The following is an 11813-nucleotide window of genomic DNA, read 5'->3' as shown; positions in this document are numbered from 1 at the left end:
CCCTCAACACCCCACGCATACAAGGGAAATGCCCTGATCACAGCCTTCTGCAACACGCTTTAAGGGTTGTCCCGTAACTGCTGGTCACGGGTGAGATGATCTCGCCGTGGCTGGTGTGATCACGGTGTCGGAGCCCTCCTGGATAGCCCCGTTCACCGGGTTGAGTCCGCGGCAGTTCGGCAAGCTCGTCACCGCGCTCCGGCGGGAGGGTGTGGACCCGGTCCGCAAGGGCCGCCCGTCGAGCCTGCCGCTGGCGGACCGGGTGCAGCTGGTTGCCACGTACTGGCGGACTAATCTGACGCTGAGGCAGCTTGCCCCGTTGTTCGGGATCTCGAAGTCGGCAGCCGACCGCATCATCGACCACCTCAGCCCCGCGCTCGCCCTGCAGCGTCGCAAGCGATTCCAGAAGGACACCGTGCTGATCGTGGACGGCACCCTGGTCCCCACGCGGGATCACACGGTCGCCGAGCAGTCGAAGAACTACCGGTACTCCACCAACCACCAGGTCGTCATCGACGCCGACACCCGCTTGGTGGTCGCCGTCGGCTGGCCGGTCACAGGTAACCGGAACGACTGCAAGGCGTGGGAGGCGCTTTTCTGCTAGCGGGCCGGTGGCTGCGGTCGCATGGCATTGAAGCGGGAGCTCCAGCGATGGCCCCCGTCAGCCACTGTGGGCAGTAGGTGTCTCTACTGCCAGCCGTCGAGCGAGACCTCGGGTCCCCCAGCGAGATACCGGTGGAGGGCGCTTGAGGTGGTGCCCACGAACTTCTTGGGGATGGCGTCGGCGTCGACCCAGCGGACCTGGGCGTGCTTGCGTGGTTCGCGGTTTTGGGGTTCGCCGGTCCATTCGTGGGCGGCGAAGACGACGGTGAGGAAGCCATTGGGCGCTTCGACGCCCCAGGCTCCGTGGATGATGTGGGCGACCTTCAGAGCCTCCGGTTTCACGGTCAGGCCCGTCTCTTCGTACAGCTCGCGTACGGCGGTTTCGGTGATCGGTTCGCCCCGCTCGCTCTTGCCGACGGGGAGGTCCCACATGCCCTGGGCGAACTTGGCGTTCTGGCTGCGCTGGAGGAGGACGACGCGGTTGGTGGCCTTGTCGTGGACGATGACGGCGGCGACCAGCAGGGTCATGGATTCCAGGGCCGGCTTGAGGGCCTTCGGCTGGGCGTCAGTCTGCTGGGCCACGGTGTTCCCTTCGTCGGGCGGGTTGTTGGGCATGTTAGGCGAGCGCCTCGCGGGCGCGGCGGGCGAGATCGGCGGCGCCGGGCACCTTGCGCCGCTGGTAGACCGCAAGGGTGGAGCGGATCGAGGTGATCGCCTTGCGGGTGCGGTCGGAGGTCATGCCTTCTATGAGGACCAAGGCTTGGGTCCAGGCGGCGACGGCTTCGTCGGCGCGGGCCTGGGCGGCGAGGCTGTCGCCGAGGTCGGCGTGGGTGAGGGCATGGACGCGCTTGTACTTCTCGGGGTCCCAGCGGGTGAGGGCGTCCCGGTGCTGCTGCTCGGTGCCGATATGGTCGGCGAGGTCGGTGAGCGTACGAGCCGTGTGGCTGGTGACGGTGCCGGCGGCGGGGCCGCTGACGCGGGAGTAGCTGGGTTGGGGGCCGTCGTCGCGGAGGAGGGCGTCTTCGGCGGCGAGGAGGGCGCGCGCGGCCAAGAGGCGCTCGTTGACGGCTGCGTAGGCTCGGGCGTGGGTGATGTGGAGCAGCCCCTCGGTCTGGCCGTCTACATGGCCAAGGCCGCGGCTGAGGGCCCCTTCGACGAGGTCGACGCAGTGGTGGGGCTGTTTGAGGCTGAGGGCTTGGTGGGCGAGGGCGCGCATCATCCAGGCGGCGTGGCCATGCGGGTCAGCTTCGCAGGCGAGTTGGTAGCCGACCTGGTAGTAGCGCTGGGCTGCGCCTTCGTGTCCGAGGTCGTGGTGTTTCCAGCCAGCGAGGTAGGCGAGTTCGGCGACCGCGCCGAACGCGGCCCGACGTAAGGCTTCGCTGGGGAATCGGCCCCGAAGCATGGGGGCGGCGGTGTCGGCGAGGTACGCGGTGACTGTGGTCAGGCCGTGGCCGCCCCCGAGGCGTTCGTCGGCCGCGCTGAAAGCCGCGGTGATCTGGCGTACGACGTCCACGTCCTCTCCGCCGACCAGGGACGTGCCGGTGCGGGCACGGAGCATGCGAGCGGTGGCCTCGTGGTCGTGGCTGAGCGGCATGGCGACGCCGGCGGTGGTGAAAGCCGCGATGGCGAGGAAGCGGCGGCGCTCGACGTCGGCGCGGCCTAAGTCGGTGACGGCGAGTACGGGGTCGGATTCCGCCCGCTCTTCGGCGTCTCCGGCATGGAGGCCGATCTCGGTCTGGGTGATCGTGCGTCCCGCTCGGCGAGACAGCGCCTCGGCCAGGTACTGACCTACCCGGCCCGAAGGGGTGCGGGTGCCGTTCACCCAGTGCGAGATGGCCGACTTGTTGGTCTGGAGGATTTCGCCGTTCTCGGCGGCGATACGCCGCACGTCTCTGGCGAGGGCCTCGTAGGTGCAGTCGGCCGCATCGATGACATCGCGCAGACGGGAGTTGGGGTCTCTCTGCCCCGCCACGATCGCCTCCGCTCCGGAGCTGTAAACCGCGTATACCGCTTCAACTGCCTCCCACCGTACCCACTGTGCGTGACCGCCGGTTCACTTATCAGTAGCCGCCCGGAACGGCGCGACCGTGATCCAGGCTCCCTCTTGGTCCGGGCGGCTCCCCGAAGTTCTGTACGCCCAAATCGGGTTCGGGCATTCCTGCGCCCGGACCCGGCCAAACAGAGACGGAGACACGGTGACCACCATCGACACCACGGCGATCACGGCCGAGCTGCCCGAGGCGTTCGACCCGCGCTGGAGCCGCCTGCCCGGCATCCAGATCGACGGTCGACGCATCACCATCGACCCGGCCGAGTACTTCTTCCTCTTCGAGTCCAGCAGTTGGCTCGTCGCCGACTGGGAACTGGTCAAGGCCCAGCTCCTCGGCGTGGACGAGACGACCGAGAGCGCGGTCGAGCAGCTCGCGCTCGACTTCATCAAGGACCACGGCGAGTTCACCTCCGACGCGGCCCGTGTCCTGGCCACCGCGTACGAGGTGTACGCCTACCTCTTCCGCGAGGAGCACCTGGTCGGCCTCGGCCTGCCGCAGATCACCGCCGACCACCTGCGGATGCTCCGCGAGGCGGCCACGCTCATGGCGCTCAACAAGGTCGAGCTGGACGGCCACATCTCCAACGTCGGCCTGTGCTGGTTTTTCCCCGCCGCTACCTCAGTCGTCTTCGACCTGGACGACGCGATGGGTGGGATGCTCGACGAGGTCTACCACGGCGGCTGGTTCAACGAGCACCGCCGGATCGAGTCCATCAAGGCTCATGCCGCGCTCGGTGGCCGACTCGTGCACGGCTGCCAGTCTGTGCCGGACCAGGCCGGCGGTGTGGTCGCGCCCTACGGTGCCTCGATGGCGAACTTCCGCGACCACCTCTCCGCGTTCAAGGCGGGCTGGATCGAGCAGGTCTACGCCCACCGTGTGAACCCCGCCGCGTAACCCACCACCCGATCAGGCTCCGGGGCGGGGCGGCATTTCTCGCCCGTCCCGGACGCCTCCCACCGACCGGAGCCCCCATGAGCCCCAATCCCAGCGCCGAACTCCTCGACAACCTGCTCACCGTGGCCGGTCAGTCCACCGCCGTACGGGAGGAGGTGCGTGTGTGGTCCATGTCCGGAGTTGAGCGCGTGACCTTCCCGGACGGCGCCACGGCCATCTTCAAGTACGCCAAGAAGCCGTTCGACAGCGAGGACCAAGCCCTCCGCCTGGCCCACACTCTCGGTCTTCCCGTCCCTCAGGTCCACGCCTCTGCCGTTCTGGACGGCTGGCTCGGCATGCTCATGGAGGACCTTGGGCCGTCTGTCCGCGACGCCGATGACCTGGACGGCGTCGCCGCGGCTGTCGTCCTGCACGGTACCCATACGGCTCCGCCCTTGCCGGTCCTCGACCAGGAGCGGCTGCGCAGGCTGCCGGCCCGTGCGCTGGAGCATCTCGAACGGCTGCGTAAGGCCGACCGGTGGCGGGACGCCGACGACGTCGAGGACGCGCTCGACCGGATCGCTCAGGCCGCCGACGCCCGCTCGGCCGGAGCGACGCTGGCACCGTTCGGCTGGGTGCACTCCGAGTTCCATCCCACCAGCCTTCACATCGGCGAGCGTGGCTGGCGGCTGCTGGACTTCGCCCGTGCCTTCACCGGCCCCGGCCTGCTCGACCTCGCCAGCTGGCACGGCACCATCGAGCCCCCACACCCTGTGCGCCTGCGCGTCTTCCTGGAGCAGTACGTCACCGCCGGCGGCACCCCCGACGCCCTCACCCGGCGCGGCGGGCTCACCGCCGAGAACTGGGCCCTGGGCTGGCACCGAATGTGGGCCGTCGAGTGGTTCGTGGAGCAGTCCATCCGCTGGATCAACAACCCGGCCACCGACCCCGCCTACGTCAAGGCTGTCCGCCGCCACCTCACCGATGTCCTCCACTTCCTGGAGATCTGACATGCTCGCCCAGGCTTCCCCATGGCATGCACACGCCCTCCAGCGCACCGCCGCCGCACTCGCCGAACCCCTCGCCGTACCTGCCCGGACGGAGTGGACCACCCGACCCGGCCAAGGGCCCGGAGCCGACGTCCTCGGCCCCGACCTGCGTGGCAAGCGGCTCCTGGAACTCGGCTGCGGCCCCGGCCACAACGCCGCCCATCTCGCTACCCGCCACGGGGCTCACGTCACCGGCGTCGACCTGGTCGGTCTCCAGGTCCGCCGCGCCCGCTCCCACTACGGACGGCTGAACAACCTCACCTTCGTCGCCGGCCACGCTCTGCACTACCTGCAAGCCTCCGACGAACAGTTCGACGCGATCTACTCCGTCTTCGGCGCCGTAGGGCTCGTCGCCCCTGAGCTCCTGCTGCCGGCCATCGCCCAGCGCCTCACGCCCGGCCGGGTGCTCGCCTTCTCCGTCCCCCACCCGCAGCGCGGCGGCCGAAGCCCCTCCGGCGACGATCGACCTCGCCGCGACTACGTCACCCTCCTCGACCGCACCCGGCTCCCCATCGCCCGCTGGGAGTTCTCCACCGACCGGTGGGAGAAGCACCTCGGCCAAGCCGGTTTCTGCCTCACCTCGACCCAGGAGTTCCACGACTCCCGCATGGGCCACTGGCCCACCACCCTGCTGATCCACGCTCGCAGGCTCTGACAGCCATTCGCTCCGGCTTCCCCTGGAGGAATCGATGCGCCCGCCCTACCTCCTCCTCGACGTCGACGGCGTCCTCGTACCCTTCCCCGGTGCGGACGGCTCGACCTCGGCCACCCATGCCCGTCACGATGTCGTCCCCACCGGCCGGGGCGCCGACGACCCGGTCACCATCTGGCTTAACCCCGCCCACGGCCTCATGCTCATGGACGTGATCAGTACGGGTCTGGTCGCCCCCGTCTGGTGCACCAGTTGGCGGCAGGACGCCGCCACCCTGATCGGGCCGCTCCTCGGTCTCCCGCACCTGCCGCATGTCGACCTGCCGCGCCCGAAGATCACCACCAGCCAACCCAACGGCTACCTGTGGAAGCGCGACTATGTGGACGTGTGGCTGGCTGACGCCCCTGCTGTGTGGATCGACGACGACTTCACCGGCCTCGACCATGCCTGGGCCGTGGAGCGCACCGCCCGCGGCGCGGTGACCTTGCTGATCCAACCGGATCCCCGTACCGGGATGCAGGCTGAACACGTGGCCGAGGCCCGAGCGTGGGCGGGGCGGCTGCTGGCCATGCGGACAGGTGCATCCGGTGCTTCAAGTGGAACCGATGCGGGGCCGCACAAAGAAGACCGCACCCGGGCCACTCGGGGCGGCTCGGGTGCGGTCTGGTGTTGCTAAGGAAGGGCGGGGTCAGCCCTTCTTGGTCGCCCAGAAGATCTTGTCGATCTGGGCGATGTAGTCCAGGGCCTTCTGCCCCGTGGCCGGGTCGGTCGAGCCCTTGGCCGCGCTCAGGGCCTTGAGGGTGTCGTTGACCAGCTGGTGCAGCTCGGGGTACTTCTCAAAGTGCGGGGGCTTGAAGTAGTCGCTCCACAGCACCGAGACATGGTGCTTGGCGAGCTCCGCGCGCTCCTCCTTGATGGTGGTGGCACGGGCGCGGAAGTGCGGGTCCTCGTTGGCCTGGTACTTCTCCTGGACGGCCTTGACGGACTCGGCTTCGATACGGGCCTGGGCCGGGTCGTACACACCGCAGGGCAGGTCACAGTGGGCACTGACCTGAACCTTGGGGGCGAACAGGCGGGAGAGCATAGAGCTGTCCTTCCATTCGTGATCGTCTTCTCAGGTGCGAGATTACTCCGTGGGGGAAGCCTTTTCTCGGGTGCCCCGGGGGGCTTAGGTCAAAAGTCCAGTGCAAGGCTGGGATGCCTGGGATCGTGAGGGGTGCACAGGGTGAGGACCGGAGGTGCCGTGATGCAGCGGGAGCAGCGGGGCGATCGCGGGCAGGAGCCGGACCGCGACCAGCGCGGGCTGCTGCGGATCGGGCTCGCGGAGGTGTACAACCCGTCGATGCAGCCGACGCTGTACCCCGGCGACCAGTTGGTGGTGCGCTACGGGGTGCCTGTACGGCCGGGAGACGTGGTGGTTCTGCGCCATCCGTTCCGGCAGGACCTGCTGATCGTCAAGCGCGCGGTGGAGCGGCGCGAGGGCGGCTGGTGGGTCAAGGGCGACAACCCGTACGTGGAGAACGACAGCCGGGAGTTCGGCGTCGTGCCGGACGAGCTGGTGGTGGCGCGGGCCTGGGTGCGGCTGCGGCCGCTGCGGAGCGCCGGGCGGAGCGCCGGGCGCGGTGGTCAGCGGTCGATGGCCGGGCTGGTCTCCTGGGCGGTGTCCGCCGTGCGGCCCGTGGGTTCGCGGTCCTGGCGGCGGCTGCGCTCGGCGCCGGCCGTCCGCTCGGCGTCCAGGCGTTTGCGGGCGCGGTAGGCGGCCACATTGGCGCGGGTGGCACAGCGGTCGGAGCAGTAGCGCCGGGAACGGTTTGTCGATGTGTCGAGATAGGCGTTGCGGCAGGGTGACGCCTCACAGATGCCCAGCCGGTCGGCGCCCAGCTCGGTGAGGTGGAAGGCCAGCCCCATCGAGGCGGTCGCGGCGTATCCGGCGCCCGCGCTGGCGGCGTAGTCCGCGATGTGCATATGCCAGTCGGGGCGGCCGTCCTCGTCGCGGGTCTCGTGGCCGGAGATCTGCGGGCTCACCGGGAACTCGATGAGCAGCGCGTTCAGCAGGTCCACCGCCAGCACCTCGTCGCCGCCCGCGGCCGCCTCGAAGACCGCGCGCAGCCGGGCCCTGACCGACCTCAGCCGGGTGACATCCGCGTCGGTCGTCCGCCGGGCCTGCTGACTCTCCCCGAAGAGCGCCCGTACGGCCTCCACCGAGGTCAGGGTGTCGGTGCCGCGGCTCGGCTCCTCGCTGTTGACCAGGCGCACGGCGAGATCCGAGTAATAAGCCAGTTCCACTTGTGGTCCTTACGAACGGCGGTCTATGGTCGCATCAGGTCAGGTAATAGGCGTTCTGCCTACGAGGGTATTACGGGCGGCTGCGCCGAGACGATGACGCATGGCTTGGAGGGGCTCGATGACGGACACCGTCGCCGTGGCGGACTGGCAGGCGTGGCAGCGGAGCTGGGACCGGCAGCAGGAGTGGTACCTCCCCGATCGTGAGGAACGGTTCCGGGTGATGCTCGACACGGTCGAGGCCGTCGTCGGCCCGGAGCCCCGGATCCTCGACCTGGCGTGTGGCACGGGCAGTATCTCGGACCGGGCGCTGCGCCGGTTCCCGGGCGCCACCAGCACCGGTGTCGACCTCGACCCCGCGCTGCTGACGATCGCCCGCGGCCACTTCGCCGCCGAGCCGCGCGCCGAGTTCGTGACCGCCGATCTGCGCGACCCCGGCTGGACCGAGCGGCTGCCGCACCGCGCGTACGACGCCGTCCTCACCGCCACGGCGCTCCACTGGCTGGGCTCGGACGAGCTGCGGGCGCTGTACGGGCGGATCGCGGGCGTGGTGCGGGAGGGCGGGGTGTTCCTCAACGCCGACCACATGCCCGATCCGGCCACGCCCCGGCTCAACGCCGCCGACCACGCGTACCAGGAGGCGCGGCGGACGCGGGCCAAGGCCGCGGGCACCCAGGACTGGGCGGACTGGTGGCGGACCGCCGCGCGGGACGAGACGCTGGCGGCGCCGGTGGCCGAGCGGTTCGCGATCTTCGGTAATCCGGCCGACGGGCCGGACCACGCGAACGGCGTGGCCGAGGCGTTCCAGCCGGTCGCCTGGCATGCGGACACGCTGCGCGCGGCGGGCTTCGGGGAGGCGCGGGCCGTCTGGTGCTCGCCCTCGGACGCGATGGTGCTCGGGCTGAAGTGATCCCGGGACGGACCGCGCGAGGGCGGTACGGGCAGGTGCCCGTACCGCCCTCGCGCATATGCGGCGTAAGCGGATCGGCGGAAGTCGGCTGCGGTTCGGTGGCGCCCCGAAGGGGCGCGGGGCCGTGTCGATGTGCGGCTCCGCCGCGCGGGCGCGACCAGCCACGACGGTGCCGCGGACGATGATCGACGTACTCCAGCGGAGCGCCTACAGCACCTTGGAGAGGAACGACTTCGTCCGCTCGTGCCGCGGATTGGTCAGCACCTCCCTCGGATGCCCGGACTCCACCACCACACCGTCGTCCATGAAGACGACCGAGTCCCCGACCTCGCGCGCGAAGCCCATCTCATGCGTCACGACGATCATCGTCATGCCGTCCTCCGCGAGCCCGCGCATCACATCGAGCACATCGCCGACCAGCTCCGGGTCGAGCGCCGAGGTGGGCTCGTCGAAGAGCATCAGCTTCGGCTCCATCGCCAGCGCCCGCGCGATCGCCACGCGCTGCTGCTGACCGCCGGAGAGCTGGGAGGGGTAGTTGGCCGCCTTGTCGGCGAGGCCCACCCGGTCCAGCAGCTTCAGCGCGCGCTCCCGCGCCACCGCCTTGGACTCGCCCTTGACCTGGACCGGCGCCTCGATCACGTTCTCCAGCGCGGTCATGTGCGGGAAGAGGTTGAAGCGCTGGAAGACCATGCCGATGTCGCGCCGCTTCTCGGCGACCTCGCGGTCCTTGAGCTCGTAGAGCTTGTCGCCCTTCTGGCGGTAGCCGACCAGTTCGCCGTCCACGTACAGCCGCCCGGAATTGACCTTCTCCAGGTGGTTGATGCAGCGCAGGAAGGTGGACTTGCCGGAGCCGGACGGGCCGATCAGGCAGAAGACCTCGCGCGGGGCGACCTCGAGGTCGATGCCCTTGAGGACCTGAACCGGGCCGAAGGACTTGTGGACGCCCTCGGCCTTCACCATGGCGGTCATGCGCTGACACCTCCGGAGCGGTTGCTGAAGGAGAGCAGATTGGCCCGGACCCGCTGCAGCGGGGTGGCCGGCAGGCTACGGCTCGAGCCGCGCGCGTAGTACCGCTCCAGGTAGTACTGGCCGACGCTGAGCACGGAGGTGAGGATCAGGTACCAGGCGGCCGCGAGGAAGAGCATCTCCGCCGTGGCGCCGGAGTTCTGCCCGACCTCGGAGGTGGCCTGGAGGAGGTCCCAGTACTGCACCGCGATCACCAGCGAGGTGGTCTTGAGCATGTTGATGAACTCATTGCCGGTCGGCGGCACGATCACCCGCATCGCCTGCGGCAGCACCACCCGGCGCAGCGTCTTGGCGTGGCTCATGCCGAGCGCTTGGGCGGCCTCGGACTGGCCCTCGTCGACCGACTGGATGCCCGCCCGGCAGATCTCGGCCATGTACGCGGCCTCGTTCAGGCCCAGGCCCAGCAGGGCGGCCAGGAACGGGGTCATGAAGTCCGACCACTCGTCCTTGTAGATCGGCATGATGTTGATGTAGTCGAACACCAGGCCGAGGTTGAACCAGACCAGAAGCTGCACATAGACCGGGGTGCCGCGGAAGAACCAGATGTAGCCCCAGGCGATGGAGGCGGTCACCGGGTTCTTCGACAGCCGCATCACCGCGAGGACGATGCCGAGGACCACACCGACCACCATCGAGAGGATGGTGATCCAGACGGTGTTGCGAACGCCCCTGAGGACCTCGCCGTCGAAGAAGTAGTCCGGGATGGCGTTCCAGTTGACGTCACCGCGGGCGAAGGCGGAGATCAGCAGGACGATCAGGGCGATGGCGATGATCGCGGCGACCCAGCGGCCGTAGTGCCGCACCGGGATGGCCTTGATGCTCTCCGGCGCCGGCGGCGGGGTGTCGACCGGACCCGCCTGTTCGATCTTAGTAGTCACGGATGGTGCCTTTCAGCGCGAGCGCGGACGGGGGAGGGCCGGATCACTTGCCGCCGTTGATGATGGCCTTGGTGACCGCGCCGTCCTTGACGCCCCACTTCGCGATGATCTTGTCGTATTCGCCGTTCGCGATGATCAGGGCGAGGGCCTGCTTGAGGGCATCGCGCAGCTGGGTGTTCTTCTTGGCGACGGCGATGCCGTACGGGGCCGCCTCCACCTGATCGCCGACGAGCTCGAAGTCCTTGCCGCCGCCGGAGGTCTTCACCGCGTACGCGGCGACCGGGAAGTCGCTGGACCCGGCGACGGCGCCACCGCCGCGCAGCCGGGTCTGGGCCTCGGTGTCATTGCCGAACGCCTCGACCGAGATCTTGCCCTTACCGTTCTTCTGGCAGGTCTTCGACTGGGACTTGGCCAGGTCGTGGGAGACCGTGCCGCGCTGCACGACGATCTTCTTGCCGCACAGGTCGTCCCAGGTCTTGATGGACGAGTTGGCGCCCTTCTTGGTGTAGATCGAGACACCCGCGGTGAAGTAGTCGACGAAGTCGACACCCTCGCCCGCTTTCTTCCCGGTGTCCGGGTCGACGCCCTCCTGGCGGCCCTTGTTGTCGGTCATGGCCGACATGGCGATGTCGTAGCGCTTGGAGCGCAGACCCGAGAGCAGGGTGTCGAAGGTGCCGTTGTTGAACTCGAACTTCACCCCGAGCTGCTTGCCGAGCGCGTCGGCGACGTCCGGGTCGATGCCCATGACCTCGCCGTTCTTCTTGAACTCGACCGGCGGGTAGTTGATGTCCGAGCCCACCTTGATCACCTTGGCGCTCTGGATCTCCTTGGGCAGCTGGTTGAACAGCGGGGCGGAGTTGCTGTTGGACCCGCCCGTGGCCTTGTTGGTCTGATCGCCGCAGCCCGTCAGCAGCAGGACGCCTGCCACCGCTATCGCGCCGACGGGGGCCATCCGGGACTTCAGGGTGGCCCCACGGGGCGTGAAGCTGGCGGTCATGCTGGTTCCTCCGGCAGGGTGAGGGGGGAGATCTCGGGAACACGTTTGTGGGTGTCGCGATCTCGTGTGATTGGGGCATCTTGCCATCGGACGGGCCCGTACGGGCCGTCGGCCATGTCAAAATCGGATAACGGGCGATCCCCGTGGTGCACAATCGGACAGCGGTACCGGCCGGACAGCGGCGGCCGGTGACGCGGGCGGGCTCATGATCACGCGGGGAACAGCGCGTGACAGCGGCGTGGACTTTCCCTAGAGCTTCGCCCGCCTTCAGGCGCAATGCCTGGTTTTCCGGCGTCATGGCACCAGAACTCGTTCGTCCCTCGACGCGCGCTTCAGGTAGAACAGACGGCTACACCCCTCACCCGGGGCTCAGGGCGCGTGTGCGACGCGCCCGGCGTCCGTACCCACACCCATGCGGTGGTCATCCGCTGAATGGGGCGACGCGGTGCCCGCCCGCTCCGAACCTGGGGCGGATACCCTCGACAGAAAAA

Annotated in this window: 11 protein-coding genes and 3 pseudogenes; 7 read left to right on the top strand and 7 right to left on the bottom strand. The window is 69.0% G+C overall.

All coding sequences use genetic code 11. The features are described 5' to 3' along the window. Nucleotides 1–106: 106 nt before the first annotated feature. A pseudogene (locus JK364_RS14780) lies at nucleotides 107–589 on the top strand (transposase family protein); the annotation flags it as partial. A 98-nt stretch (nucleotides 590–687) separates the two neighbouring features. Here the strand turns inward: JK364_RS14780 and JK364_RS14775 are convergent. After that, on the bottom strand, nucleotides 688–1218 hold the full coding sequence (locus JK364_RS14775) for an NUDIX domain-containing protein (protein ID WP_201851438.1): 531 nt from the start codon (nucleotides 1216–1218) through the stop codon (nucleotides 688–690). Nucleotide 1219: 1 nt separating this feature from the next. Further along, the gene (locus JK364_RS14770) at nucleotides 1220–2575 is read right to left on the bottom strand and encodes an NsdA family TPR-like regulatory protein (protein WP_201851436.1); all 1356 of its coding nucleotides are present in this window, start codon (nucleotides 2573–2575) and stop codon (nucleotides 1220–1222) included. 223 nt (nucleotides 2576–2798) lie between these two features. On the opposite strand from JK364_RS14770, the gene JK364_RS14765 reads away from it, so the two are divergent. From JK364_RS14765 to JK364_RS14750, 4 genes and pseudogenes are all read left to right on the top strand, one after another. Further along, nucleotides 2799–3548 carry a hypothetical protein gene (locus JK364_RS14765; protein WP_201851434.1) on the top strand — a complete coding sequence of 250 codons (750 nt, stop codon included), beginning with the start codon at nucleotides 2799–2801 and terminating at the stop codon, nucleotides 3546–3548. Nucleotides 3549–3625: 77 nt separating this feature from the next. Next, a complete protein-coding gene (locus tag JK364_RS14760) occupies nucleotides 3626–4537 on the top strand; it encodes a phosphotransferase family protein (RefSeq protein WP_201851431.1) in 912 nt (303 codons plus the stop codon). Nucleotide 4538: 1 nt separating this feature from the next. After that, nucleotides 4539–5231 (top strand): class I SAM-dependent methyltransferase, encoded by a 693-nt coding sequence (locus JK364_RS14755; protein ID WP_201851429.1) that lies wholly within the window; start codon nucleotides 4539–4541, stop codon nucleotides 5229–5231. Between the two features lie 34 nt (nucleotides 5232–5265). Next, nucleotides 5266–5802 (top strand): annotated as a pseudogene (locus JK364_RS14750) (HAD domain-containing protein); the annotation flags it as partial. Nucleotides 5803–5916: 114 nt separating this feature from the next. Here JK364_RS14750 and sodN read toward each other — a convergent pair. Next, nucleotides 5917–6312 (bottom strand): superoxide dismutase, Ni, encoded by a 396-nt coding sequence (gene sodN / locus JK364_RS14745; protein ID WP_201851426.1) that lies wholly within the window; start codon nucleotides 6310–6312, stop codon nucleotides 5917–5919. Between the two features lie 162 nt (nucleotides 6313–6474). Here sodN and sodX point away from each other — a divergent pair. Continuing rightward, nucleotides 6475–6786 (top strand): annotated as a pseudogene (gene sodX / locus JK364_RS14740) (nickel-type superoxide dismutase maturation protease); the annotation flags it as partial. Nucleotides 6787–6854: 68 nt separating this feature from the next. Here sodX and JK364_RS14735 read toward each other — a convergent pair. Next, nucleotides 6855–7514, bottom strand: a complete 660-nt coding sequence (locus JK364_RS14735; RefSeq protein ID WP_307841283.1) for a CGNR zinc finger domain-containing protein — start codon at nucleotides 7512–7514, stop codon at nucleotides 6855–6857. A gap of 118 nt (nucleotides 7515–7632) precedes the next feature. On the opposite strand from JK364_RS14735, the gene JK364_RS14730 reads away from it, so the two are divergent. Continuing rightward, on the top strand, nucleotides 7633–8421 hold the full coding sequence (locus JK364_RS14730; protein ID WP_201851424.1) for a class I SAM-dependent methyltransferase: 789 nt from the start codon (nucleotides 7633–7635) through the stop codon (nucleotides 8419–8421). Between the two features lie 207 nt (nucleotides 8422–8628). Here JK364_RS14730 and JK364_RS14725 read toward each other — a convergent pair whose 3' ends face one another. From JK364_RS14725 to JK364_RS14715, 3 genes are read right to left on the bottom strand one after another with little or no spacing between them, the layout of a single operon-like run. Then, nucleotides 8629–9381: an amino acid ABC transporter ATP-binding protein gene (locus JK364_RS14725; RefSeq protein ID WP_201851493.1), complete on the bottom strand. Its 753-nt coding sequence runs from the start codon at nucleotides 9379–9381 to the stop codon at nucleotides 8629–8631. A gap of 5 nt (nucleotides 9382–9386) precedes the next feature. Continuing rightward, nucleotides 9387–10325, bottom strand: coding sequence for an amino acid ABC transporter permease (locus tag JK364_RS14720; RefSeq protein WP_201851422.1), 939 nt, complete (start codon nucleotides 10323–10325; stop codon nucleotides 9387–9389). A 43-nt stretch (nucleotides 10326–10368) separates the two neighbouring features. Further along, entirely contained in the window at nucleotides 10369–11322 is a 954-nt protein-coding gene (locus JK364_RS14715) for an ABC transporter substrate-binding protein (RefSeq protein ID WP_201851420.1), read from the bottom strand. Nucleotides 11323–11813: the final 491 nt, after the last annotated feature.

Origin of the sequence: Streptomyces endocoffeicus, assembly GCF_016741935.1 — a bacterium.
GTDB classification, from domain to species: domain Bacteria; phylum Actinomycetota; class Actinomycetes; order Streptomycetales; family Streptomycetaceae; genus Streptomyces; species Streptomyces endocoffeicus.
Note: the sequence above shows the minus strand (reverse complement) of the source record. Positions and strands in the feature narration are given on the sequence as shown.